The following is a 24639-nucleotide window of genomic DNA, read 5'->3' as shown; positions in this document are numbered from 1 at the left end:
TTAGGCGGCGACAATGAGTGCAGACACCACGGCCGGTCCGGCGACCGGTGCCAATGCTTACGCGTTTCCACGTCACGAGCAGACGTTCCCGACGCTGACGCATCACGAAATCGAGCGCATGCGTCGGTTCGGGGAGCTGCGAAGCTACAAGTCAGGCGAAGCGCTGTTCGAAACCGGCAAGCCAGGCCCCGGCATGTTCGTGGTGCTGTCGGGCCACGTCGCGATCACCCAGCGCGACGGCCTTGGCCATGTCACCCCGGTCATCGAGCAGGGCGAGGGGCAGTTTCTGGCCGAGATCGGCCAGCTTTCCGGCCGCGTCGCGCTGGTCGATGGCCATGCCGAGGGCGATGTCGAAACGCTCTTGATCCCGCCGGATCAGTTGCGGGCGCTTCTGGTCGCAGAAGCCGAACTCGGCGAGCGCATCATGCGCGCGCTGATCCTGCGCCGGGTCAGCCTGATCCAGGGCGGCGTCGGCGGTCCGGTGCTGATCGGGCCCAGTTCGCTCGGCGACACGGCGCGGCTGCAGAATTTCCTGGTGCGCAACGGCCAGCCGCACCATGTGCTCGATCCCGCAACCGACAAGGACGCCGCCGATCTGGTCGCGCGCTACTCGCCTTCGCGCGCCGATCTGCCGCTGGTGGTGTGCCCCGACGGCACCGTGCTGCGCAATCCGTCGGAGACCTCGCTGGCGCTGGCGGTCGGGATGATCGCCAACCAGGCGCATGAGAAGCTCTACGACGTGGCTGTCGTCGGGAGCGGTCCCGCTGGTCTCGCCACCGCGGTCTATGCCGCGTCCGAAGGATTGTCGGTCGCGGTGTTCGATGCGCGGGCGTTCGGCGGCCAGGCCGGCGCCAGCGCGCGCATTGAAAATTATCTGGGATTTCCGACCGGCATTTCCGGGCAGGCGCTCACCGGCCGCGCCTACACCCAGGCGCAAAAATTCGGCGCGGACATGCTGATCCCGGTTTGTGTCAGGTCGCTGGATTGTTCGCAGCGCGACGGCGTGTTTGCGCTGGCGACCGAATGCGGGCAGTCGTTGCGCGCGAAATCCATCGTGGTGGCGAGCGGGGCGCGTTACCGGCGGCCGGAAATCGAAAATCTCGGGAAGTTCGAAGGCCGCGGCGTCTGGTACTGGGCCTCGCCGATCGAGGCCAAGTTGTGCGTGGGCCAGGACGTCGTATTGGTCGGCGGCGGCAATTCGGCAGGCCAGGCCGCGGTGTTTCTGTCCGGCCACGCGCGCAAGGTCTACATGATCATCCGCGGCGGCGGGCTGGGGGCCAGCATGTCGCGCTATCTGATCGAGCGCATCGAGGCGGCCCCCAATATCGAACTGGTCTTCAACGCCGAGGTGGTTGCGGTCGAGGGCAGCGAGGATGGTTCGCTCGAACGCGTGCGCTGGAAGAGCCGGCTGGCGCCTGAACAGCACCATTTCGATGTCCGGAACCTGTTTCTGTTCGTCGGCGCCGACCCGGCAACGCATTGGCTGAACGGCTGCGGCGTGACGCTCGATCGCGCGGGTTTTGTGGTGACGGGAGCGCAGTCCGAGCAGAATCTCGGCCGCCCGGTGCCGACGCTGGAAACTTCGGTGCCCGGCGTGTTCGCGGTCGGCGACGTGCGCGCCGGCTCGGTCAAGCGCGTCGGCGGCGCGATCGGCGAGGGCGCGCAGGTGGTGGCCGCGCTGCACGGCTATCTCGGCGACGCCGCGAAACCGTCGCTATGATGCGGCGTAGTGGCGGGTGCTGTTCGATCTGTCGAACCGCAAGGCGCCGCACAACGGTCCAGTCCCGCGCTATCATTAGATTCAATTCTTCGCCGTCGCTGCTGGCATTTATGATAAGTGTGCAAATATTTCGAGCATCATTCTATTTTGGTTGATGCGTCATTCATGCATGCACATGCCTGTAATGCTGCCGCCGCACGCGATGCGTGTGGAAATTCTCCGCGCCGCGTCGTAACCTTTAGAAGGTTTCCAACGAAGGGGGCGCATCATGATACTGGGTATGAGTGTGGCGACATTCGTGATGGTCCATGTGGTCATCAGCCTGATTGCCATCGTCGCTGGCTTGATCGTGATGTTCGGCATGCTCGGCTCAAACCGGATGTCGGGATTGACTGCGACCTTCCTGCTGTTCACCATTTTGACCAGCGCCACAGGCTTTGTGATTCCGCCTCTGTTGTTCGACAAGCTGCTGCCGTCGCACCTGTTCGGCATCCTCTCCTTCATCCTGCTCGCGATCGCCTGCATCGCGCTGTATGGCATGAAACTCGCCGGCGCGTGGCGTTGGATCTATGTAGTCACTGCCTTGGCCTCGCTTTATCTCAACGTGTTCGTGCTGGTGGTTCAGAGCTTCCTCAAGATACCCGCGCTGACGGCGCTGGCGCCGGGCAATCCGCCCTCAGGACCGGTGTTCGCGGTGGCCCAGGGCATCGTGCTGGTGTTTTTCGCCGTCATGATCATCGGCGTGTGGCGGCGCTTCCGCCCCGCGTGACCGGACTCCACCGAGTATCGCCTGCCGTCCGGCGAACGCCCGTTCGCCGAGCCGTGTTCCGTTGACTGCAACCAAGCAAGAGGAGAATTCCCATGCCCACCATCACCACCAAAGACGGCGTCGAGATCTTTTACAAGGATTGGGGCAAGGGTCAGCCCATCGTGTTCAGCCATGGCTGGCCGCTGTCATCAGATGACTGGGACACGCAGATGCTCTTCTTCGTCAACAACGGCTTCCGCGTCATCGCGCACGACCGCCGCGGCCATGGCCGGTCCAGCCAGACCAGCGACGGCCACGACATGGATCATTATGCGGATGATCTCGCGGCCGTGACGGCGCATCTCGACCTGAAGAATGCCGTTCATGTCGGTCATTCCACCGGCGGCGGCGAGGTGGTGCATTATATCGCCCGCCACGGCGAGAGCCGGGTGGCGAAGGCGGCGATCCTTTCCGCCGTGCCGCCGCTGATGGTCCAGACAGCGGCCAATCCCGGCGGCTTGCCCAAATCGGTGTTCGACGACCTGCAGGCGCAGCTTGCCGCCAACCGCTCGGAATTCTATCGCGCGCTGCCGTCGGGTCCGTTCTATGGCTACAACCGGCCGGGCGCCAAGCCCTCGGAAGCGATCATCCAGAACTGGTGGCGTCAGGGCATGATGGGCGGCGCCAAGGCGCATTATGACGGCATCGTCGCCTTCTCGCAGACCGACTTCACCGAAGACCTCAAGAAGATCACCGTGCCAGTGCTGGTGATGCATGGCGACGACGACCAGATCGTTCCCTACGAAGACTCCGCGCCGTTGTCGGCGAAGCTGTTGAAGAACGGCACGCTGAAGACCTACAAGGGCTTTCCGCACGGCATGCCGACTACCGAAGCCGCCACGATCAATGCGGATCTGCTCGCGTTCATCAAAGCCTGAGGCGTCATTCCGGGGCAGCCCGCAGGGCTGAACCCGGAAGTTCGAGATTATCAGCTCGAGATTCCGGGTTCGCTCACTTCGTGAGCGCCCCGGAATGACGGCCGGTGGTTACGGCACACCCCATCAAATCGCCGCAAACATCGCGGCTTCTGCCGTGTCGCACTGTTCATAAATGCGCGCATCGCAAAAGGGAGGGTGGCATGGACCGCATTCGTATTATCGGCGGCAGCCCGCTCAACGGCACCATTGCCATTTCGGGCGCGAAGAACGCCGCGCTGCCGCTGATGATCGCGGCCCTGCTGACCGAGGACACGCTCATCCTCGATAATGTTCCACGGCTTGCCGACGTCGCGCAGTTGCAGCGCATCCTCGGCAACCACGGCGTCGACATCATGTCGGCAGGCAAGCGGCCGGGCGATGGCGAATATCAGGGCCAGACCCTGCATATTTCGGCCGCCAACATCATCGACACCACGGCACCTTATGAATTGGTGTCGCGGATGCGCGCCAGCTTCTGGGTGATCGCGCCGCTGTTGGCGCGGATGCACGAGGCAAAGGTCTCGCTGCCGGGCGGCTGCGCGATCGGCACGCGGCCGGTTGACCTTCTCATTATGGCGCTCGAAAAACTCGGCGCCGAGCTCACCATCGACGGCGGCTATGTGGTGGCGAAGGCGCCCGGCGGCCTGCGCGGCGCGGGAATCGATTTCCCCAAGGTCACGGTGAGCGGCACCCATGTAGCCCTGATGGCGGCCACGCTTGCCAAGGGCACGACCATCATCACCAACGCGGCCTGCGAACCTGAAATCGCCGACGTCGCCGATTGCCTGAACAAGATGGGGGCGCGCATCGCGGGCGCGGGCACGCCGCGGATCACGGTCGAGGGCGTCGCAAAACTGCACGGCGCGCGGCATACCGTGCTGCCTGACCGGATCGAGGCCGGCACTTATGCGATGGCGGTCGCCATGACCGGCGGCGACGTGCAGCTTTCCGGCGCGCGACCCGAGCTGCTGCAGTCGGCGCTCGACGTGCTGGCGCAGGCCGGCGCCGACATCAGCGTCAACAATGACGGCATCCGGGTGGCCAGGAACGGCGCCGAAATCCGGCCGGTGACGGTGTCGACCGCGCCGTTCCCGGGTTTCCCGACCGACCTGCAGGCGCAATTGATGGCGCTGATGGCCTGCGCCGACGGTTCCTCGCAGATCACCGAGACGATCTTTGAGAACCGTTTCATGCACGTCCAGGAACTGGCGCGGTTCGGCGCGCGTATATCACTCGATGGCGAGACCGCGACCATCGACGGCATCGCCCGGCTGCGCGGCGCGCCCGTGATGGCGACGGATCTGCGCGCCTCGGTATCGCTGGTCATCGCGGGGCTTGCCGCCGAGGGTGAAACCATGGTCAACCGCATCTACCACCTCGACCGCGGCTTTGAGCGGCTCGAGGAAAAGCTTTCGGCCTGCGGCGCGTCGATCCAGCGCATCAGCGACTAGAGGAACCTCCAGAGAATGCCGGCGCCCGATCCGCTCAAACTGATTGCGCTTGATGCCGACGATCTCGCTGTCATATCCGCCCATGTGCAGGACGCCCGCGTGCAGGCCTCCGACATCGTCTGGCGGCAGGACGAAAAGCGGCTGGTGGTCGGCATGAACCGGCTGGACTGGGAGCAGACGCTATCAGGCGGAACCGAGCCGCGCCGGTCGATCGCGGCGCTGCGCTTCGACCGCGTTCTGGCCTGCAAGTCGCGCAACATCGATCTGGCGCAGCCCAGGGCGGTGCTGGAACTGGTCGGAATCGAATTCCATCCCGGCGAAGCCCCCGGCGGCAGCGCGCTTTTGCTGTTCAGCCATGGCGAGGCGCTGCGGCTGGACGTCGAATGCCTGGAATGCGAGCTGACCGACCTTCGTACCGACGATCTCGGCACCAGCGAACTCGCCATCGCGCCCGCAGGGCCGGAGGGGTGAGGGACCCGTCATTCCGGGGCGGGCGAAGCCCGAACCCGGAATCTCGAGATTCCGAGTTCGATGCTGCGCATCGCCCCGGAATGACGGCGTATCCAGACCACGCCCAGTCCAATCCTGCGCCCGAAGGGTTGACGGCCATGGGCCGCCGCGCCATTGAGCAGGGGCCTTCGCTGTCTCTCAGAAAGCCACCATGCCCGTTCGCCTGGATACCAGCAGCGCCGATTTCGACCCACGCTTCAAGCAATTCCTCGCCGCCAAGCGCGAGGTTTCGGCCGATGTCGAGCGCGCCACCCGCGCCGTTGTCGATGACGTGGCCGCGCGCGGCGACGCCGCGCTGATCGAGGCGACCAGAAAATTCGACCGGCTCGAGCTTACGGCATCCGGCCTGCGCGTCACCGCGGCCGAGGTCGATGCCGCGGTCGGGGCCTGCGACTCCGCGACCGTCGATGCCCTGAAATTCGCCCGTGACCGGATCGAGGCATTTCACCGGCGGCAACTGCCGAAGGACGAGCGCTTCACCGATGCGCTGGGCGTCGAACTCGGCTGGCGCTGGAGCGCGGTCGATGCGGTCGGCCTTTACGTGCCCGGCGGCACCGCCGCCTATCCGTCCTCGGTGCTGATGAATGCGGTGCCGGCCATGGTCGCCGGCGTGCCGCGAGTGGTCATGGTGGTGCCGTCGCCCGACGGCAAGCTTAATCCGCTGGTGCTGGCGGCGGCCCACCTTGGCGGCGTGTCCGAGATCTACCGCGTCGGCGGTGCGCAGGCGGTGGCCGCACTCGCCTACGGCACGGCGACGATCGCGCCGGTGGCGAAAATCGTTGGCCCCGGCAATGCCTATGTCGCCGCTGCCAAGCGGCAGGTGTTCGGCAAGGTCGGCATCGACATGATCGCCGGCCCCTCGGAAGTGCTCGTGATATCAGACGACACCGGCAACGCCGGCTGGATCGCCGCCGATCTGTTGGCGCAGGCCGAGCATGATGCGAGCGCGCAGTCGATCCTGATCACGGACAGCGCAGGCTTGGCCACTGAGGTCGAGCGCGCAGTGGAATCGCAACTCGCCACGCTGCCGCGGGCCGACATCGCGCGGGCCTCGTGGAACGATTTCGGCGCCATCATCATGGTGAGGCAACTCGACGAGGCGGTCGAGCTTGCGAATGCGATCGCGGCCGAACATCTGGAAATCATGACCGCGGATGCGGAAGGCTTGTCTGCAAAAGTCCGCAACGCCGGCGCGATCTTTCTCGGGTCCCATACGCCGGAGGCGATCGGCGACTATGTCGGCGGCTCCAACCACGTGCTGCCGACGGCGCGTTCGGCGCGGTTTTCGTCCGGGCTCGGCGTGCTAGACTTCATGAAGCGCACCTCGATTCTCAAATGCGGGCCGGACCAGTTGCGCGCGCTGGGGCCTGCAGCGATGACCTTGGGCAAGGCCGAGGGTTTGGATGCCCACTCACGCTCCGTCGGATTGCGCCTCAATTTGCCATGAACAAGCCGCCACCAGACGATGACCAGCACAACCGCATCGTCGCGGTGACGCTCGACGAGGAATCGATCGGACGTTCCGGGCCCGACATCGAGCATGAGCGGGCGATTGCGATCTACGACCTGATCGAGCAGAACCTGTTCGCGCCGGAAGGCGATGCGCAGGGACCGTTCACGCTGCACATCGCCATTACGGGCAACCGGCTGGTGTTCGACATTCGCCGCGAGGATGGCGCGCCGGTAGTGGCGCATTTGCTGTCGCTGACGCCATTCCGGCGGATCGTGAAGGATTATTTCATGATCTGCGACAGCTACTACCAGGCGATCCGCACCGCCACGACCGACAAGATCGAGGCGATCGACATGGGCCGCCGCGGCATCCACGACGAAGGCTCGCGCACGTTGCAGGAGCGGCTGAAGGGCAAGGTCCGGGTCGATTTCGAAACCGCGCGCCGCCTGTTCACGCTGATCTGCGTCCTGCACTGGAAGGGGCAGGACGCATGACGCCGAAAAGTGCGAAGCGGTTTTCGGATCACGTCATGCGCAAAAAGGACGGCATGACGCCCCTTGCCGCAAGGATTTCGTGACGCATGGATGCGCCCCGCGCGCGCAATCCGCAGGCCGTGCTGTTTGCATGCGGGCTGAACAGCGTGCGTTCGCCGATGGCGGCGAGCCTGTTGCAGCAGATGTTCCCGCAGGCGCTCTACGTAAAATCCGCCGGCGTCAAGAAGGGCGAGCTCGATCCGTTCGCGGTCGCTGTGATGGCCGAACTCGGCCAGGATATTTCCGGCCACAAGCCCACGACGTTCGAGGAACTCGAGGACTGGGAAGGGCTCAATTTCGACCTCATCATCACGCTGTCGCCGGAAGCCCATCACAAGGCGCTGGAGCTGACGCGCACCATGGCCGCCGATGTCGAATACTGGCCGACGCCTGATCCGACCGGCATGGAAGGCAACCGCGAGCAGAAGCTCGCCGCCTATCGCGAGGTCTGCGACGGCCTGTCGATGCGCATCCGCCGCCGGTTTGCCAAGGCTGGCGCGGCGAGTGGGTAGCAGGGACCCATACGCCGCGGCCGTGCGATTTCAGGAAGTGCCAGTCGTCTTGCTATTCCCATGACAACGGCCTGTGGTTATGGGCCCCTGCGTCCGCAGGGGCGACAGAGATAGTAGAGCTTCAACAATCACTTGTTCCCCGGTTGTGGAATGGAGTGCCATCCGATAGGTTCCGCGCGCGCACCCCTCGAATCCAAATCCCCGACACATCCCGCATGCTTGGCCGCCCCAAAATCGTTCTCGCTTCCGGTTCGCCGCGACGGCTCAGCCTGCTCAACCAGGCCGGCATCGAGCCCGACGCGCTGCGTCCGGCCGATGTCGACGAGACCCCGAAGCGGGGCGAGTTGCCGCGCGCCTGCGCCAATCGTCTCGCCCGCGCCAAGGCTGACGCGGCGCTGAAATCGGTGCAGCTCGACGACGAACTGCGCGGCTCCTTCATCCTGGCCGCCGATACAGTGGTCGCGGTCGGCCGCCGCATTCTCCCGAAGGCCAATCTGGTGGATGAGGCCGCGCAGTGCCTGCGGCTGCTCTCGGGGCGCAATCACCGCGTCTACACCGCGATCTGCCTGGTGACGCCGAAGGAGGCGTTTCGCCAGCGGCTGATCGAAACCCGCGTGCGCTTCAAGCGGCTCAGTGAAGAGGACATCCAGGCCTATATCGGCTCCGGCGAATGGCGCGGCAAAGCCGGCGGCTACGCCGTGCAGGGCATCGCCGGATCGTTCGTGGTCAAGATGGTCGGCTCCTACAGCAACGTCGTCGGCCTGCCGCTCTACGAATCGGTCACGCTATTGGGCGGCGAGGGCTTTCCGATCCGCTTCGGCTGGTTGAATGCCACCTGAGCCGCCCAAAGATGCCGGAGGGCCCAGGGACGCCGGCGGGGATGCCGGCGGAAGGCCGCCGCCAAAACCCTGCCCGGTCTGCGGCAAGCCGGCCCATCCAGACACGCTGCCGTTCTGTTCCAGCCGCTGCCGCGACGTCGACCTGAACCGCTGGCTGTCCGGCCGCTACGTCATCCCCGGCCGCGACACCGACCCCGAAGACGCCGAATAAGGGATATCCCCCAATAACTTGGGGAGAGCTCCGAAACCGGGCCGCGCCCAGCGAAGCCGAAGGCGAAGCTGGGTGGACATGACCGCCCGACCTCTCTATAAACCGCCCGCTCGCCCGGCCTTTGGGCCTTCGAGTAAGCCCAGGTAGCTCAGTTGGTAGAGCATGCGACTGAAAATCGCAGTGTCGGTGGTTCGATCCCGCCCCTGGGCACCATGCTTCGCCCGCCCGGGCTCCGCGTGGCGTGGCGACGTAAGATCACAATGGCGAAGCGTGTCCGGCGACGCGTGAGCGAAAGCGAAGATGGACTTTTCGTCCCTACGCACCGTTCCCTTGGTTCCATTACCAATCAATCTGAATTACGTAGCACGCTGCCACGGTGCGCTGCAGCGCGATCAATCATGGGTAGGACCGAAAAATCCTGTGAGACCGAGCGGTTGTTCGATACCTGGCCCACATGCCAAGCTTGGCGGAGCGGTTTAGCCAGCGGCTCGACAGCGAGCACAGCCCGGATGATTGAACCGACATCCAGGTTTTGGTTGTACCGATACCCGCTATCGCTTTGCTCATGCGGGCTACTTGCTGGAGCAAGGATCATTGAAGGCGGCACGTCGATCACACTTGAGCGCGGGCATCCTGATGTACCGTTGCAGCGGGACGGGGCTGGAAGTCCTCCTCGTGCATCCGGGCGGACCTTACTGGCGACGCAAGGACGAGGTCGCATGGTCGATCCCGAAGGGAGAGGTGGACGGAGAGGAGGATGCCAGCGCCGTTGCGAGGCGTGAATTCGCCGAGGAGACTGGCGCGGTGCTTGCGGGTCAGCCACTCGAACCACTGGGCGAAATTCGCCAGCGTGCTGGAAAGCGGGTGATCGCCTTCGCCGTCGAAGGCGATCTCGATGTTCACGCCATCCGGAGCAATACGTTTGAGATCGAATGGCCGCCGAGAAGCGGCAAGATGCAGACATTCCCGGAGATCGATCGCGCGGAATGGTTTGACCTGGCTGCGGCACGGGCGAAGATTCTCGAAGGCCAGCGGCCGCTGCTCGATCGCCTTGCCGAGCTTGTCGGCCAATCAGGAACGCCGCCATGAATGGTCCGTTTGATCTGAAGCGCTTTGTCGATGCGCAAGCGCCGGTTTACCAGCGCGTCGTGGCCGAGTTGAGCCGTGGCCGCAAGCAAAGCCACTGGATGTGGTTCATCTTCCCTCAGCTCGCCGGTCTCGGCTTTAGCGAAATGGCGCAGCGCTATGCGATCGTCTCGCGCGACGAGGCGATCGCCTATCTCAAGCACGATATCCTGGGGCCTCGGCTTCTCGAATGCACCGCTCTCGTCAACGCCGTTGAAGGCAAGACCATCCGGGAGATTCTCGGCAGCCCTGACGATCTGAAGTTTCGCTCGTCGATGACCTTGTTCGCCGCGGTATCTTCCGATCCCGCGTTTCCTGCCGCGATCGCCAAATACTATGGCGGTGTGGCCGATTGCCGAACGCTGGAGCTACTTGGCGGTTAGGGCCTAAGCAAACGTAGCCCCGATGAGCAAAGCGATATCCAGGTTGAGGTAGTACCGATCCCCGCATGTTGCTTCGCTCATGCGGGCTACTTGCTGCCGACTGATTTAAAAAGCAAGTTCGCGTCGGCGTCTGCAATGTCGATCACGGTGATTCTTCCCCCGGTTCATGCTCGCATACTGACGCAACCATAAAGAGTAAACAATAGAAGTCTGAATCTAAACATTTCCGCTAAAGTGCACTGTCATCGTAATTGTAATTTGAGCGACGCCTCTCACGCCGCCTTGTAAGACGCGATCTTCTTGATCTCCGGCGCGAGCACGTCTTCGGCTGCTTCGAGATCGTAGCGCGCCTGGATGTTCATCCAGAACGCAGCGATACGTATTGCAATGCTTTAGTATCCTAACGAGATACCAAGGACGATCGACGGGCGGCTGCTCCCATTCAATCCCTGCTGCCGCGGGGGGCACCGTCCCGCATGTCACTTCGCTCATGCGGGCTACTCGCTGTGTCGTTTTGTAGGCTCCGCGCCCAAACGCGCTGGTCGGCAATATAGAGATCAGCCAGGGCGCCGGATTGCAGCTATCTCCGTGGTCTTACGGGGCTTTAAACATAAACCTTGCGCCTGCGCGAAACCAAAACTTAAGGCTGCTGACCCTACCTTCCCTGGATTGCAAGATCTCGGCAGTGCCCGGCCGCGGCCATGCGGACCTCGGGCGCTTCAGGCAAAGATAGTCGATGTCATATTTGACGGCGTTGCCAAGCTTAGAGCGCGTAACTGTCCGGTTCCGGTTCGTGCGGAATCACGCGCCGTGATTCACGCCCGCAGATTGGTCCGCAAAGCTGCAAAAGCAATCCTGCGAAATGCCCCGCTGCAAATCGCGCTGTTCTTCTTGCCGCTTGTGTGGATCGGCTACTTTGCGATCACGTCTTCGGAACGGGAGGAAGCGCTGCAACAAGCGCGGGCGCACGGAAATAGTGTCGCTGAATTGTTCGAGGAAAATACCGAGCGGATATTCGAACGGGTAGATCAGTCACTGCGGGTTGCACGCTCGCTCTACGCACAGGATCCGGCCGCCTTCAGCCTGAAATTTTGGGCCGACAAAGCGCAGATGGCGACCGGCGACGTGGTTCAGTTCGCGCTGATCGGACCGGACGGCTATTTGCTCGATACGACGACCGGCTACTCCGGCCCGCCGCTCTATCTCGGAGACCGGGAGCACTTCATCAAGGCGATGGAGCTGGCCGAAGATCGGCTCTATGTCGCAAAGCCGGTGCTCGGGCGGGCGTCGAACAAATGGACCATCCAGCTCGCAAGAAAGCTGTTCGACCGCGGAAAAAATCCGGCGGGCGTCGTCGTCGGCTCGATCAGTGTGGACGTGGTCGGCAGGTTCTACGACACCGCAAAGCTCGGTGTCGGAGGAACCCTTGTTCTCAGGAATGCCGACTACATCGTGCTCGCCGCGCGGGGAATAGACCAAGGCTCGGTGCTGGGACGGCGCAGTCCCGGCCACGTTGGAGGCGAGTTACAGGACGGCTCCTATAGCCAATATTGGAATTGGAGCGGGCGCGAAGGTCGGCCGAATCGGAGCAACAGATTGATCACCGCGCGCAGATCGCGCGCTTTTCCGCTGATCTTTACAGCCGGCATTTCGGAGCAGGCGATCTATTCGCGCGCTCAAGCCAGGCAGAAAATCTATCTCGGCGGAGCGCTTCTGCTCACTTTCATCATCCTGGTGGCGACCGCGCTCCACTGGCGAAGACAGAAGGCTCTCGACGGCGCACAGCGCGAATTGCGCGACTCCGTGAGCAAATTCGAGGACGCTCTGCGAAACCTGCCGCAAGGGCTGAGCATGTTCGATGGCAACGATCGCCTGATCGCGTTCAATCGACAATGGCTCGACGCCTATGAGCTTTCGCCTGACAACGTCCGGATCGGCATGAATTTCCGGGAGGTGTTTGCAAACCAGGACGCCGTGCGCGATCTCGACGCCTATCTGGCTGACCTGAAGGACCGGCTCGCCAAATCGGAAAACACCTCGAACACGCTGCAGTTTCCGGACGGACGCGTCATCTATATTTCCTATGGACGTCGCGAGAGCGGCGGCTGGGTTGCGACGCATGAAGACATCACCGAACGCAAGGCTTCCGAAGACCGGATCGAGCGGCTGGCTCACTACGACAGCCTGACCGGCCTTGCGAACCGTAACCTGTTCAAGGGGTCCCTTGACGAAGCGCTGGACAAGTATCTTCTGCACAATGCGCCGTTCGCAGTGCTCCTCCTGGATCTCGATAAGTTCAAGTCCGTCAACGACGCGCTCGGCCACCAATGCGGCGATGCGCTTCTCAAGCAAGTCGCTGGTCGAATCAAGGCGCAGGCCCGGGACGTCGATACGGCGGCGCGGATCGGCGGTGACGAGTTTGCGCTGATCGTGGCGCCGGGGCCGTCCGCGCTGCAGGACGGCGCCGCAACACTGGCCGCGCGGTTGGTCCAGGCAATTGCCGAACCCTATGAAATAGACGGCCACCCGGTCGGGATCGGATGCAGCATCGGCGTCGCCCTGGTACCGGAGCATGGCACGCGCACCGATGAAATTCTTCGCAATGCCGACCTTGCGCTCTACAAGTCGAAGAATGCCGGTCGAAATTGTTTCAATCTCTACTCGCCGGAGCTCAAGGCCGAAGCCGACCAGCGCGACATCCTTGAAATCGAGTTTCGCGAGGCGATCTGGCGCGAAGAGATTGAGGTCTTCTATCAGCCCGTGTTCGAGCTCTCTACGGGCCGCGCAACGTCGGTTGAGGCGCTGGCGCGCTGGCGCCACAAGACCAGAGGCTTGATCCCTCCCGCTGAATTCATTCCGCTTGCGGAAGAGAGTGGGCTGATCGGCGAGCTCGGCAATCTGGTGCTCGCCAAGGCGTGTCGCCATGCCGTGATGCTACCCGATGATATCCAGGTTGCGGTCAACCTGTCCGCTCTGCAATTTGCGGGCGGCAATCTTGTCGATTTCGTGATGGACGCGTTGGCAGACAGCGGACTTGCGGAAACACGGCTGGAGCTCGAGATCACCGAGAGCGTCTTTCTGGCTGACAGCCAGGAAAATCTCAAGACGCTCGAACGCCTGAAGAGGCTTGGCGTTTCCATTGCGCTCGACGATTTCGGCGTCGGCTATTCATCGCTGTCTTATCTGACCGCTTTTCCGTTCAACAAGGTCAAGATCGACAAGTCCTTCATCGACCGGATCGGTCGCTCCGAGACCGTTGCCGTCCTCGGATCGATCGTCCAGCTTGCGAAGACGTTGAACCTCTCGATCGTCGCTGAAGGCGTCGAGACATACGAGCAGATCGAAAAGATTCGCTCGCTCGGAATTGCCTTGGGCCAGGGTTACGTCTTCAGCAAGCCCGTGCCGTTCGGCGAATTGTTGCTACAAGTCCTCTCCGAGCGCGAGCGGCAAGCCGTCGCCTAGCAGGTTCAACAAAGTAAGTGTAGCCCGGATGAGCGAAGCGACATCCGGGTTTTGGCTGCGCCGATCCCGCATGTCGACGGTGGCAAGAAAGCCGTTCACCGGGAAGAGCACGAAGTAAGCCGTAACCCATCGCGCAGGGAAAGCCGGGATGCCTCCGCTGGACCTGTATGCTCGTGTGCGCCATTGCTTCTGCGCATTGCACACGAGACCGCGGGTGCAGCGTGCACCCGGCTTTCCCTGCGCCCTTTGCTTCGGTTAAGGGCGAAAGTGATGCAAAGCTCGGGCGCTTTATGCCGCGAGAACGCGGACGCGTACCCTCTCGCTGTTTGACAGTTGAATCCGAACAATGATCCATGACGAGGGTGCGTGTCGTCGCCCGAAGGTTCAAGCCACTGTCGTAAACGAGATGTTTGCGGGTGCGGTCCGTCTGCCGCCCTCACGCCGCCAGCGCGTCCGGATTGACTTCGCCCTTGGCGATGTCGGTGAGAACGGCGTCGGCTTCTTTCTCTTCCAGCAGGCTGTCGTGCAACATCCTCTGCTCATCACGCAGGTCGAGTTGGCCGGCTAGCGCTGCGGCCGAGCCGTAAGCGGCAATCTCGTAGTGCTCGAGTTTCTGCGCGGATGCGATCAGGCCCGCATCGCGAAGATCGTCGCCCTCAACGATGCTGAGCATCTTGCGGGTTTCACGGATCAGGGCCTGCATGGCCTGATCGACATGCGCCGCCGGGTCGGCGCCATGCGTGCGAAGGATGGCCACAAGGCGCTCCTTCTGCGCGATGGTTTCCGCATGATGGTCCACCAGGGCGTCCTTCAATGCCGGGTGCGACGCGGCGGCCGCCATGCGCAGCAGCGCTTCCGCAAGCTGCTCCTCGACGCTCACCAGCTCCTGCAATTCGGCGAGATACATGTCCTTGAAAGTGCTGATTTCCATGGCGAGATCCTTATGATGGCATCCCTTGTTCGGGAAAGAACCGGCAGCGAACCGGTCGGCGTCGCGTTCGAGGCCTCGCGATGTCCTTTCAACGGGGCCGCGGCGCATCTGGTTCCGCCCTCGGGGAGCCGGAGAGGTGTTTGATGACGGAATGGTACTTTGTCTGGGTCGAAGGCCTGCGCGGGCCGATGCCGCAGAAATGGTCATCGGACGGGCTTTGGGGGCAGGTCGGCCGTCAGGACGTCATCGTTCGTTTCGCGCTGAGCGACGAGGAAGCGCATCTGCCGCTCGACGAACTGGCAAGGCGGCATCCGATTCCCGACGCAAGATAGCAAGCTGTCGGCGTAGCCGTGGCGTTCCGCGCGGTTCCACGCGACAGCCGCAGGAAACAACCTTTCTGCGGAACATTGCCAATTTAATTTCGTTGCCGGGTTGAACGGGCGGAAACAGGCACCACTGTCCCGGGTTCAATTCGCGGTGCGCGCGGATTGAAAAGAGAACTTGCGGACCAGCGCGCTGCGCTGGCGGGGACGAGCGATCAGGATCCAACACGCTTGACGCTTTTCGTATCCTCCGCAGGAAGCAGCCGTGTGCGGTCAAGCCGTTGCGCGGCCCTCAATCAACCAGAAGCCATGTTAAGGAGTCGTGCATGAAATTGAACTCGGCACAGGTGGAACGCGCCTTGATGCAATTCGAAGCCCAGGCGCTTCCCGACGATCATCCGGTGGTCCCGCAACTGGCCAGCATGTTTGGCGATCACACGTTCTTTATCGACAGCGGCGGGCTCAATGTCCTGGAACCGACCGAGGCTTCCGAGCCGGATACGCCGGTCGGCATGATTGTCAACCTTGCTTATTGGAGCGATGAGACGCTGACGAAACTGTCGCCGCACGAGCCCGAGCCCACTGGCGTGATCGTCAGCCTCGAATCCAGACACTGAGCGCTGCTTCTGTGAGAAGCGATTCTTTCGCGGCGGGTCCGGTCACGCGGCCGGATCCGCCGCGATTGTGCCAATGGCGCCGGCGCCGGTCAGGCTTCGAAATGAACCCCGATCCGCTTCTCTTTTCGCCAGACCACGCGACACGGCAGATGGAGGTGGTCGGCTTCGATCACCAGCGTAAAGCGTTCGGGAATGCCGACGGGGGAGATCACCTCGAGTGCGGCGCCGGTTTCGGAAAGATTGCGGATCGTGCAATCGATGGCCGCGCCGCCGCCAAACGAAATCTTGCCCGCCTTCAAAAACCGTCGCCGTGGTGCTGTTCTGTGCTCGTCCACCACTTGGACCTCCACCTGAATGGGGAAGTTTCGTCGGTCGAGGTTACTATCCCGTTACCGTTCATCCAAGCCACGATACAATGGTGGGCTGCCAGAGGGCGGTTCTATCAGCCTATCGGGCTTGGCCATCCGTCCGCGCCCGCCGCCCCTCGATCGGATAGGCCGGGTCATTGAACCCCGGCGTCGAGGGGTGGCCGCTCACCACCAGGCGGTCGATCAGCGCCTCGTCTTCGGCCGTGAAGCGATAGTCGAGCGCCTTCAGGTAGTCGTCCCATTGTTCCTCGGTGCGCGGGCCCGCGATCACCGCCGAGACAAACGACGAATTCAGCACCCATGACACCGCGAACTGCCCGGCGGTGATGCCGCGCGCTTCGGCGTGCCGCTTGATCTGCTGGGCGAGCTGCAGGGATTCCGGCCGCCATTCGGTCTGCATCATGCGCTTGTCGGCGCGGCCGGCGCGTGTCTCCTTGTCGGGCGCGGCGTCCGGTCTGTACTTGCCGGTCAGCACACCGCGCGCCAAGGGGCTATAGGGCACGATGCCGAGGCCGTAATAGCCGCAGGCCGGGAAGTGCTCGACCTCGGGCATGCGGTTCATGGCGTTGTAATAGGGCTGGCTGACGATTGGGCGGTCGATGCCGTTCTGGTCGCAGATGTTGCAGATCTCGGCGACGCGCCAGGCGCGATAGTTCGAAACGCCGAAATAGCGGATCTTGCCCTGGCGCATCAGGTCGCCGATCGCGCGCACTGTCTCCTCCAGCGGCGTCGCGTGGTCCTCCTTGTGCAAATAGTAGATATCGATGAAGTCGGTGCCGAGCCGTTTCAGACTTTCTTCCGCCGCCTGCAGCACCCAGCGCCGCGACAGCCCGCCGCGATTGGGATCATCGCCGACCTGGTTGGCGAGTTTGGTCGCCAAAATCCAGTTGTGCCTGTTGTTGGAGATGCCTCGGCCGACCACCTGCTCGGACTGGCCGCCATTATAGGCGTCGGCAGAGTCGATGAAGTTGATGCCGGCCTCGCGCGCTTTCGCAATGATGCGCGACGACGTCGCCTCGTCGGTCGGCCCGCCGAACATCATGGTGCCCAGGCAGATCGGCGAAATCTTCAGGCCGCTGCGGCCGAGTTGGCGGTATTGCATGGGTCCTCCATGATTTCGTCATTCCGGGGCGATGCGTAGCATCGAACCCGGAATCTCGAGATTCCCCGATGCGCAATTGCGCATCTGAGGTCTGGTCCTTCGGACCATCCCGGAATGACGGTGTGTCTCAACCCTCATTCTTCAATATCTTGAACACACCGCTCGCCATCGCGATACAGCGCTTGTCGACTGTTACTTCCGTCGTGATGAAGATGAGGCTGCGGGTCGAGCGTACCACATGCGGCTTCGACACCAAAACCTCGCCGATCTTGCCGGCTTCGACGAAGTGCGTATCGAGCTGCACGGTCGCCAGCGTCGGCCTGCCCGAGACGAAGCGGGCGGTCATGCCGCAAGTCCGATCCGCAAAAGTCATGATCACGCCGCCTTGCACCAGGCCGCGGCGGTTGTGGTGCTTGTCCTCGGTAGCAAGCGCGTATTCGTGCGTGCCGTCGACCACGCGCTGCCATAGCGGCCCGATCAGGTGCAGGAAGCCGGTGGTTTCGGCGATCTTCCAGCCGTCGGATTTCAGTTTGTCCGCGGCCTTGGCTGTCATGTCGTGTGTTCCGTTTCCTGCGGGTTGTCATGCGGTCCGGGTCATTTCATCTGATGCGCTGGTGTTGTAGTCAAGCGGGATGGCCCGGTCATTTGACGATACCACAAGGCGGAATATCGCAGAGCTCTGCGCAGCGTTCACGCGGGCACCGTCCGGGGCCTCGCCTGAGCTGAAGCGGGCCGCGGTGGCGATTGCGCTGACGGAAGCCGAGGCCGGCGCGGGGACGACGTTTCTACTGACCCGCCGCGCCGCGACCTTGCGTTCGCACGCCGCCCAATGGGCGTTGCCGGGCGGGCGCTGCGACCATGGCGAGACGCAGGCGCAGGCCGCGCTGCGCGAGCTTCACGAAGAGCTTGGCGTTGGTCTCGCCGAGGCCGATGTGCTCGGCCTGCTCGACGATTACCCGACGCGATCAGGCTATCTCATTACGCCTGTGGTGGTCTGGGTGAGCAACAGCGCCGATTTCGTGCTCAACCCCGCGGAGGTCGCGTCGGTGCATCGCATAGCGCTTGCCGACATCGAGCGAAGCGACGCCTTCAGCTTCACCACGATCCCTGAAAGCACGCGGCGCGTGATCCGCTTCCGTCATGCCGGCCAGCACATCCACGCGCCGACGGCGGCGCTGATCTATCAATTTGCCGAAGTGCTGGCGGGCCGTGACACCCGCGTGGCCGAGCTGGAGCAGCCGGTATTCGCGTGGAGGTAGGATCGCGCATCCATCTCACCATGCGAGATGCGATGCGGTGACGACGTGAGCGCCTCATTCGGAAGTCAACTTGCGAATGCCAGTTGTTTCAGCGACGATGGCCGCGCCAACAATAAGAACAGTCTTGGGAGCGCGCTCATCATGTCCACGTGGATCAAACGCATTTATGTCGTCGTCGCACTGCTCGGTGTGAGCGTAGCCTTCGATTCAGCGCGAGCACAAAATTATCCCGCCCGCGCCATCACGCTGGTCATTCCATTCGCGCCCGGCGGCAGCACCTCGATCGTCGGCCGCGCCATTGCCGACAAGATGAGCGAACTGCTCGGCGAGAAGGTCGTGGTCGACAACCGCCCCGGCGCCGGCGGCACGGTCGGCACCAAGGCGGTTGCCAAAAGCGATCCCGATGGCTACACGCTGCTGCTGGGCTACACCGGCACGCTCGCAATCGGTCCCTCGCTCTACAAGAATCCCGGCTACGATCCGCGCAAGGATTTTGCGCCGATCGGCATGATCGGCAATGCGCCGAATTCGCTCGTCGTGCATCCGTCATTCCCGGCCAAGTCCGTCGCCGAACTGGTCGCCTATGCGAAGGCCAATCCCGACAAGGTCAATTTCGGCTCGGCCGGCGCCGGCACCGCCAGCCACATCACCGGCGAATATTTCGCGCGCGCCGCCGGCATCAAGCTGGTGCACATCCCCTACAAGGGCACCGGTCCGGCGCTGACCGATCTGTTGGGCGGCCACATCCCGATGGCGTTCGCTCCGATCCCGGCCTCGCATGCCAATGTCTCCGCCGGCAAGCTGCGCGCGCTCGCGGTGACCAGCGTCACCCGATCGGGCCTGCTGCCTGAGGTGCCGACGATGATCGAAGCGGGCCTGTCCGGTTTCGACGCCTCGCTCTATTACGGCCTCGTCGCGCCCGCCGGCACGCCTCGGCCGATCATCGACAAGCTCAACAAGGCGCTGCGCGACGCGCTCGCCTCCGACGAGGTGAAGAAGCAATTGGGCAATGACGGCACCGAGATCACGCCCGGCACGCCGGAAGACTATGCCGCCTTCATCGACAAGGATGAGAAGAAATGGTCGCAGCTCGTGAAAGCCAGCGGCGTCGAGCAGGAGTAGGACAGCCACTTTCTCCCACAAGAGAGAAGGCAAGAAAAGTCGGGCCGTTTCGGGGCTGACATCGCGGGCGCGCTTGCTACAAGGGGCCGATGCGCCTGCCGTTGATTCGCTTGGGTTCCGGATTCGTCGCGCTCGCGCTGGTCGCGGGCGCGCCTGCAATGGCGATGGATGCCGGCACACCCTCACCCTCAACCGCCGACGCGATGGCGCAAGCGGCCTCGCCGCAGGCGATTGCCGAATATCGCCGGAAGCTCAGGGAATACCAGGAAGCGCGCGCCGCGTTTGAGGAGGAGGCCGGAGCCTATTGGTCGTCGATCTCCGAGAAACGAAAGGGCCGCAACGCCAAGCGGCGCGAACGCCAGAGCATCGCGCTGGACGATTACGTGTTGACGCAGCCGCCGGTCTACACCGGTCCGAACCGGCCGGTTAGTCCGGAGCCGGAAGAAGAGAAGCCGCCGCGCGAGCGCAAGCCGCTGCCGGTGGTCGCCGATTTCCTGAAAGCGGCCGCCGACCATTTCGAGTTCGTGCCGCAGCGGCCGTCATCCGAAGTCACCTTCAAGCGCGCCTATGCCCGCTACGCGCTGGCCGCGGGCCTGACGCGCGAGCAGGTGGTGCGGGTCTATTCGTTCGAGACCGGTGGCAACGGCGATTACGACATGCAGTCGGGTTTGAGCGCCTCGCGGCCGGGCTCCCGCGCGATCTCGACCGCGATCGGCTACAATCAGTTGCTCACCACCAACAGCGTCGAATTGCTGGCCGAACAGGGCCACGAATTCATTCGGGAATTGACGGCGAGGGCTGCGAATTTGTCGGGCGCGCCGCGCAGGGCGATGGACCACAAGCTTGCCGTGCTGAAAAAGATGGTGGCCTTTACGCGCACCGTGCCGGACACATGGTCCGAGCATGAGAAACTCGCCAACACCCCGCAGGGCTGGGCGGTGCACGCCATGGTGCTCGATATCGACGTCGGGCCGATGCTGCAGACCCACAAGCTGCTGACATCGGTGATCTTCGCGCGCGCCAAGGGCTACAATCGCGCGCTCTCGGCCGCCGAGCTCGAAATGATGAACCTGACCGGCGACGGCACCGGTCTCGACATGGTGACCATGCCGCAGGCGATGCGCGAGCGGGTGCCGACCTCGAATTTCTTCCAGCGCGGCGGCTACGAGCGCAACCCCGTCGCGATCCGCCACAACACCGTGGCGAAGCTGCTCGCGGTGACCGACGAGCGCATGGATTTCAACAGTGCCAAGCCCGGCGCGAAGGAATTGGCGGCGGCGTTTTAGGTTTCCTCTCTTCCCTTCTCCCACAAGGGAGAAGGGGAGAAAGCTCATTCGCTCCCGAACATGAACTTGCCGTCGCTCTCCAGATAGGGGCCGGAGCGCATATAGAGCTGTCCGTTCTGGCCGATGAAAAACAAGGTGCCCTTCGGCACCTTCTTGGCGCCCTTGAGCAGCAGGCCTGCATTGTTGGTGCCCATCTTGTAGGAAAGCGTCTTGCCGTCCTTGCCGTAGGCATAGCCCATGTCAGACTTCAGCTCCCACGGTGTCGGCGCAGCGCCTTGCGCAAATGCGGAAGTCGAAAACCCCGCCAGGACGGCTACCGCCACAATCGTCTTCGTTGAAACACTCGTCATCATCCATTCTCCCCATGAGCCTTCGGCCTCTTACCCCACGCTTTGAACAAATCACGAACGGTATTGCGCCGTCAATTGGCACCTTCGACGCATCACACCGCCCTTGAGACTTTGTGATTTCCCGCGTTCGACTTCGCGACTATGTTCGCCTTTCCAGCTACAAGCATGCATTGCGAAAAACGTCATAGGGATGGTCAGGATGAACTACGTCATGAAGATCGGTCTGGGTGTTGCGCTGTCGTTCATGACGCTGGCTTCCGCGGCAGAGGCCGACAATTTCAAGCTCAGCAACAACCAGCGGATTGCCTGCAGCCGGGGATTGAGCGCGGGCAAGCTCAACACCTCGACCTGCAAGTCCTATGCTTACGTGTTCAACATCAAGACCTCGGAATATTTCCGCTGCCAGGTCTCGCTGGCTCTGACGCGGGACAACAAGGAGGTCATCAACGTGCAGGCCGACGGCGGCTGCACCAAGAAGCCGCGGATCTTCGATACCGATTCGAGCTATTCGTTCGATGCCACCGAAACCGAGCCGCCGAATACCAATTCGTTCTTCGGTCCCGGCGGCTATGCGGTGTGGGCCAGCGACAACAATAATCTGAAGGTGCGCGGCTGCATCATCATCTCGTCCGGCCTCGGCTCCGATATCTCGAAATGCATCGACATGAAGTTCGAGTAAGCCCCGCTCAGGGCATCTTGTCGGCGCCGGTCGCGAGCTGGGGGCGGGAGCGAGCAAACTTCCGCACCGCCACCGGCTTGCCGAACAGGTAGCCCTGGACCTGATCGAACCCCATATCGTGCGCGGCGAGGTAGTCGGCGCGGCTTTCGATGCCCTGGGCGACGGCGCGGGCGCCGTTGTCCCGGGCCAGCTCGATAATGCGCCGGCAGATCGTCTGCTTCAGCCGGTCGTCGGCGCAGCCGTTGACGTATTGCTGGTCGACTTTCAGCTCGACGAAAGGGAAGCTGCGGAGCTCCAGCAGAGACGGCCATTCCGCGCCGACATTGTCGATGGCGATCGCGATATTGTGCAGGCGCAGACGCCTTGCAGCGTCCACCGCCAGGTCCGGATGCTCGACCACCTCGCTGCTGTTGATTTCGATTAACAGTCCGCCGAAGGCCGGGTGGGCGGGCATGGCGCGGCACAGATCGCGCACCGCCGGCGCATTGCCGAAGAACGATACCGGCAGGTTGATCGAAAGGTCGACCGGACCCTGGCTCTCCAGCAGATAGCGCCAGTCCTCGATGGCGCGGCCGACCACGAATTCGGACAGGCTGCGAAAATGCGGGTCCTTGTCGTCGGGAATGAAATAGGCCGGTGGCACTACGCCCCAGGCAGGATGCCGCATCCGCACCAGCGCCTCAGCGCCGCTGGGCACCAGCGTGCGGGTGTTGATCTTCCGCTGATACCACAATTCGAGCCAGCCGGCCTTCAATGCCTCGGCGACATCGACGGCGGGACTTGGCGCCGGCTCGGCCGGCAGCAGCGTCGCGACGCTGGCGCGCAGGCTCGCCGCGCCGAAAGGCGTCTGCAACGAGGGCAGCATGGCAATATTGTATTCCTCGCCAATTTGCCTGACGGCCTTAACCATGATCGAGTCCGGTTGACCGATGACGAGAACCTTGCCGCCGAAATTTTTCCGGACAATGACTTCGAGAATTTCGCCGACATTGATCCCGTCGACACACACGCTGAGCACAATCAGGTCCGGCTGCTCCGCCTGCAATACGCCTGCCAGATCGCCGGCCTGACCGCATTCGCAGGTCACGAATCCAAGATCCTCGAGAGCGTCGGAAAGGAACAACCGGAGGTGCTTTTTGCTGTCGACGACGCAGGCCCTGGGCGTCAGCTTCCGATGCCCGAAGTGTGCTGCGCGTGAATGCTCGTTAAAATTGATCTGCTCCATGGTCGCCTCCCGACAGATACCCCGCGCCAGTGGTACATCCGCGTTGAGGTCGCAATGATGGAATTTTGCGGGAGGCCACATGATTACTTCAGTAGGGTTAAAGCCGCCGACACGAATAAAATTTTAGCGAAATTGCCCCCGCCATGGTGGCGCGCCGCCAGGCCAGACAAGCGCATTCGTCGATTTCGTGGAGGCGACGGGCCGCTTCAATGAAGTGGCGTCGAGCTGGGCAACATTTGATCAGCGCCGCGTGTTAACGCCTGTGGTCGCTTGTCGGCGCCGCGATGTTCGCGATTTGAGATCACCTCCGTCGTAAGCCTTCGTGCTTCTTCGCAGGAGCAGCAATGACGCGATGCACAACTTTCCTTCAGCAAAAAAAGACCGCGGCCCTTGGCAGGCCGCGGTCACTAAAGCCCGCATCCGGACAGCGCTTCCCGCCGTCGGGCGGTGAAGACTGACGTCTAGCCGCCGACACCCTTTTCCTTGAAGTATTTCAGCGCGCCGGGATGGAACGGGATCGGCGAACGCTCCTGCACCTGGTTGTCGAGCGAAAAACTCTCGGCTTCCTTGTGCACGGCGACGATATCGGCCTTCTTCTCCACCAGCGTCTTGACGATGCTGTAGGCGTCCTCATTGCTCATCTTGTCTCCGGTGACGATCAGGTTCCAGACCTCGGTGATGGAATTGTCCTTGTCGTAGCCGGGATACGAGCCCGCCTTGATCTTGCTCGGCGAATAGAGCTTGCCGTATTTGGCGTTCATCTTCTCGGCCAGGTCGCCATGGTCGATCAACTTCATCTTGATGCCGGGCGTCGCCGCGAGATCGGTCACGGCGGCGGTCGGGATGCCGCCGACCCAGAAGAACGCGTCGATCTTGCGGTCCTTGACGGCGTTGACGGATTCCGCAACGCCAAGCCGCTCGCGCTTCATGTCCTTGTCCTTATCGAGACCGGCGGCCTCGATAACGCGGAACGCCATCACTTCGGTGGCGCTGCCGGGCGATCCCGTCGAAACGCGCTTGCCCTTCAGGTCTGCCATGGTCTGGATGCCCGTGCCTTCCACCGTCACCACATGCATCCGGTTCGGATAGACCACGAGCAGCGCCTGCAAGGGCAGCTTGCCGCTCTTGAACTTGTCCTCGCCCTTGAGCGCATCGAGCGCGGCATCGGCCATGGTGAAGCCAAGCTCGCTCTTGCCGGCGCCGATCAGCTTGAGATTGTCGACGGAGCCGCCGGTGACCTCGGCGGTGGCCTGCATGTTGGGAAGGTTCTTCGAGAGCACGTTGGCAACCGCGCCGCCGAGCGGGTAATAGACGCCGCCGGTGCCGCCGGTCCCGATCGACATGGTCTTCTGCTGGGCGTGGGCTGCGCCCGCCAAGGCGAGACCAGCAGAAATCGTCATGGCCAGTATGGCTACGGTCTTCTTCATTGTTTTCATCCTCAATCGCTTCCTGA

General features: G+C 62.8%; 26 protein-coding genes and 1 tRNA gene. 20 read left to right on the top strand and 7 right to left on the bottom strand.

What is annotated here, in order from left to right:
- The first annotated feature begins 13 nt into the window (after positions 1-13).
- The 14 genes from V1288_RS07555 to V1288_RS07490 all read left to right on the top strand — a co-directional run bounded on the left by V1288_RS07555 (position 14) and on the right by V1288_RS07490 (position 13924).
- On the top strand, positions 14-1720 hold the full coding sequence (locus V1288_RS07555; RefSeq protein WP_334356461.1) for an FAD-dependent oxidoreductase: 1707 nt from the start codon (positions 14-16) through the stop codon (positions 1718-1720).
- Positions 1721-1988: 268 nt separating this feature from the next.
- Positions 1989-2489, top strand: a complete 501-nt coding sequence (locus V1288_RS07550; protein ID WP_334356460.1) for a hypothetical protein — start codon at positions 1989-1991, stop codon at positions 2487-2489.
- A 92-nt stretch (positions 2490-2581) separates the two neighbouring features.
- Complete coding sequence (locus V1288_RS07545; RefSeq protein WP_334356459.1) at positions 2582-3406, top strand: alpha/beta fold hydrolase; 825 nt, start codon at positions 2582-2584, stop codon at positions 3404-3406.
- Positions 3407-3606: 200 nt separating this feature from the next.
- Positions 3607-4896 carry a UDP-N-acetylglucosamine 1-carboxyvinyltransferase gene (gene murA, locus V1288_RS07540; protein ID WP_334356458.1) on the top strand — a complete coding sequence of 430 codons (1290 nt, stop codon included), beginning with the start codon at positions 3607-3609 and terminating at the stop codon, positions 4894-4896.
- 15 nt (positions 4897-4911) lie between these two features.
- Positions 4912-5367 carry a DUF2948 family protein gene (locus tag V1288_RS07535; protein WP_334356457.1) on the top strand — a complete coding sequence of 152 codons (456 nt, stop codon included), beginning with the start codon at positions 4912-4914 and terminating at the stop codon, positions 5365-5367.
- Between the two features lie 190 nt (positions 5368-5557).
- Positions 5558-6853 (top strand): histidinol dehydrogenase, encoded by a 1296-nt coding sequence (gene hisD, locus V1288_RS07530; RefSeq protein ID WP_334356456.1) that lies wholly within the window; start codon positions 5558-5560, stop codon positions 6851-6853.
- Positions 6850-7353, top strand: coding sequence for a UPF0262 family protein (locus tag V1288_RS07525; protein ID WP_334356455.1), 504 nt, complete (start codon positions 6850-6852; stop codon positions 7351-7353). The genes hisD and V1288_RS07525 overlap by 4 nt, the downstream gene beginning before the upstream one ends.
- Positions 7354-7439: 86 nt before the next feature.
- Entirely contained in the window at positions 7440-7904 is a 465-nt protein-coding gene (locus tag V1288_RS07520) for an arsenate-mycothiol transferase ArsC (RefSeq protein ID WP_334356454.1), read from the top strand.
- 215 nt (positions 7905-8119) lie between these two features.
- A complete protein-coding gene (locus V1288_RS07515) occupies positions 8120-8743 on the top strand; it encodes a Maf-like protein (RefSeq protein WP_334356453.1) in 624 nt (207 codons plus the stop codon).
- Positions 8733-8954 (top strand): DNA gyrase inhibitor YacG, encoded by a 222-nt coding sequence (gene yacG, locus V1288_RS07510; RefSeq protein WP_334356452.1) that lies wholly within the window; start codon positions 8733-8735, stop codon positions 8952-8954. Before V1288_RS07515 ends, yacG begins: the two co-directional genes overlap by 11 nt.
- Positions 8955-9091: 137 nt before the next feature.
- Positions 9092-9167 (top strand) — tRNA-Phe (locus tag V1288_RS07505).
- A 405-nt stretch (positions 9168-9572) separates the two neighbouring features.
- Positions 9573-10043 (top strand): NUDIX domain-containing protein, encoded by a 471-nt coding sequence (locus V1288_RS07500; protein ID WP_334356451.1) that lies wholly within the window; start codon positions 9573-9575, stop codon positions 10041-10043.
- Positions 10040-10462 carry a DUF1810 domain-containing protein gene (locus V1288_RS07495; protein WP_334356450.1) on the top strand — a complete coding sequence of 141 codons (423 nt, stop codon included), beginning with the start codon at positions 10040-10042 and terminating at the stop codon, positions 10460-10462. Before V1288_RS07500 ends, V1288_RS07495 begins: the two co-directional genes overlap by 4 nt.
- A gap of 810 nt (positions 10463-11272) precedes the next feature.
- A complete protein-coding gene (locus tag V1288_RS07490) occupies positions 11273-13924 on the top strand; it encodes a bifunctional diguanylate cyclase/phosphodiesterase (protein ID WP_334356449.1) in 2652 nt (883 codons plus the stop codon).
- 436 nt (positions 13925-14360) lie between these two features.
- Here the strand turns inward: V1288_RS07490 and V1288_RS07485 are convergent, their stop codons facing one another.
- Positions 14361-14831: a YciE/YciF ferroxidase family protein gene (locus tag V1288_RS07485; RefSeq protein ID WP_334356448.1), complete on the bottom strand. Its 471-nt coding sequence runs from the start codon at positions 14829-14831 to the stop codon at positions 14361-14363.
- A gap of 167 nt (positions 14832-14998) precedes the next feature.
- Between V1288_RS07485 and V1288_RS07480 the strand changes: the two genes are divergently transcribed.
- Positions 14999-15187 (top strand): hypothetical protein, encoded by a 189-nt coding sequence (locus V1288_RS07480; protein ID WP_334356447.1) that lies wholly within the window; start codon positions 14999-15001, stop codon positions 15185-15187.
- A gap of 317 nt (positions 15188-15504) precedes the next feature.
- Entirely contained in the window at positions 15505-15795 is a 291-nt protein-coding gene (locus tag V1288_RS07475; protein ID WP_334356446.1) for a hypothetical protein, read from the top strand.
- 89 nt (positions 15796-15884) lie between these two features.
- On the opposite strand, the gene V1288_RS07470 is transcribed toward V1288_RS07475, so the two are convergent.
- The 3 genes from V1288_RS07470 to V1288_RS07460 all read right to left on the bottom strand — a co-directional run bounded on the left by V1288_RS07470 (position 15885) and on the right by V1288_RS07460 (position 17818).
- On the bottom strand, positions 15885-16130 hold the full coding sequence (locus V1288_RS07470) for a PilZ domain-containing protein (protein ID WP_334356445.1): 246 nt from the start codon (positions 16128-16130) through the stop codon (positions 15885-15887).
- Between the two features lie 112 nt (positions 16131-16242).
- Positions 16243-17265, bottom strand: a complete 1023-nt coding sequence (locus tag V1288_RS07465) for an aldo/keto reductase (RefSeq protein WP_334356444.1) — start codon at positions 17263-17265, stop codon at positions 16243-16245.
- Between the two features lie 127 nt (positions 17266-17392).
- Positions 17393-17818 (bottom strand): PaaI family thioesterase, encoded by a 426-nt coding sequence (locus tag V1288_RS07460; RefSeq protein ID WP_334356443.1) that lies wholly within the window; start codon positions 17816-17818, stop codon positions 17393-17395.
- A 79-nt stretch (positions 17819-17897) separates the two neighbouring features.
- On the opposite strand from V1288_RS07460, the gene V1288_RS07455 reads away from it, so the two are divergent.
- From V1288_RS07455 to V1288_RS07445, 3 genes are all read left to right on the top strand, one after another.
- On the top strand, positions 17898-18524 hold the full coding sequence (locus V1288_RS07455; RefSeq protein WP_334356442.1) for an NUDIX hydrolase: 627 nt from the start codon (positions 17898-17900) through the stop codon (positions 18522-18524).
- Between the two features lie 141 nt (positions 18525-18665).
- Positions 18666-19646: a Bug family tripartite tricarboxylate transporter substrate binding protein gene (locus V1288_RS07450; protein WP_334356441.1), complete on the top strand. Its 981-nt coding sequence runs from the start codon at positions 18666-18668 to the stop codon at positions 19644-19646.
- Positions 19647-19735: 89 nt separating this feature from the next.
- The gene (locus V1288_RS07445) at positions 19736-20932 is read left to right on the top strand and encodes a hypothetical protein (protein WP_334356440.1); all 1197 of its coding nucleotides are present in this window, start codon (positions 19736-19738) and stop codon (positions 20930-20932) included.
- A gap of 44 nt (positions 20933-20976) precedes the next feature.
- Here V1288_RS07445 and V1288_RS07440 read toward each other — a convergent pair whose 3' ends face one another.
- Positions 20977-21282, bottom strand: a complete 306-nt coding sequence (locus V1288_RS07440) for a hypothetical protein (RefSeq protein WP_334356439.1) — start codon at positions 21280-21282, stop codon at positions 20977-20979.
- 199 nt (positions 21283-21481) lie between these two features.
- Between V1288_RS07440 and V1288_RS07435 the strand changes: the two genes are divergently transcribed.
- On the top strand, positions 21482-21961 hold the full coding sequence (locus V1288_RS07435; protein ID WP_334356438.1) for a hypothetical protein: 480 nt from the start codon (positions 21482-21484) through the stop codon (positions 21959-21961).
- Between the two features lie 7 nt (positions 21962-21968).
- Here V1288_RS07435 and V1288_RS07430 read toward each other — a convergent pair whose 3' ends face one another.
- A complete protein-coding gene (locus V1288_RS07430; protein WP_334356437.1) occupies positions 21969-23186 on the bottom strand; it encodes an EAL domain-containing response regulator in 1218 nt (405 codons plus the stop codon).
- A 461-nt stretch (positions 23187-23647) separates the two neighbouring features.
- On the bottom strand, positions 23648-24613 hold the full coding sequence (locus V1288_RS07425; RefSeq protein ID WP_334356436.1) for a TAXI family TRAP transporter solute-binding subunit: 966 nt from the start codon (positions 24611-24613) through the stop codon (positions 23648-23650).
- Positions 24614-24639: the final 26 nt, after the last annotated feature.

This window comes from Bradyrhizobium sp. AZCC 2176 (assembly GCF_036924645.1).
Lineage (GTDB): Bacteria > Pseudomonadota > Alphaproteobacteria > Rhizobiales > Xanthobacteraceae > Bradyrhizobium.
This window is presented reverse-complemented; position numbering and strand designations above follow the sequence as displayed.